The sequence below is a fragment of the Mesorhizobium sp. M7D.F.Ca.US.004.03.1.1 genome, assembly GCF_003998635.1.
GTDB classification, from domain to species: Bacteria; Pseudomonadota; Alphaproteobacteria; order Rhizobiales; family Rhizobiaceae; genus Mesorhizobium; species Mesorhizobium loti.
Genome location: NZ_RZQG01001654.1, coordinates 1 through 608 on the forward strand (window position 1 = coordinate 1; position 608 = coordinate 608).

Annotated in this window: 1 pseudogene; it reads right to left on the reverse strand. The window is 62.8% G+C overall.

Features of this window, described 5'->3' with window-relative positions:
• Positions 1 to 608: pseudogene (locus tag EN935_RS39305) on the reverse strand (kinesin); the annotation flags it as partial.

Below are 608 nucleotides of genomic sequence, written 5' to 3' on the forward strand. Positions count from 1 at the left end.
GCCCTCGGACAGCTTCTCGACCTGACCGGCGACCAGCCCGTCGATGCTGGAGCGGCTGTCGGCGAGCTTGGCGAGGTCATCCTCAAGGGCCTTGGACAGGGCGGAGCGATCCTGAACCAGCTTGTTCATGTGATCGGCGATGACGCTGTTCACGTTCTGCAGGTCGGTTTCCAAGACCCGCGAAAGCTGCCCGCGATCCTCGGCCAGCTTGTCCGACTGGCTTGATATAACGCCCTTGATCGTGTTCAGGTCGGATTCCAGCGCGCGCTTGAGAATGTCGCGGCCCTCGGCCAGTTTCTCGACCTGACCGGCGACCAGACCGTCGATGCTGGAACGGCTTTCGGCGAGCTTGGCAAGGTCGGCTTCAAGGGTCTGCGACAGCAGGCTGCGGTCCTCGGCCAGCCGTCCCGAATGGCCTTCGATCAGGCCGCGTATGCCGGACAGATCGTTGTCGAGCGAATGGGAAAGCTGCGTGCGGTCCTCCGCCAGTTTGGCGGAATGGGTTTCGATGAGGCTCTTGATGCCGATGATATCGTTTTCCAACGCCTTGGCGAGCACGGCGCGGCCCTCGGCGATCTTCTCGACCTGACCGGCGACCAGACCGTCAA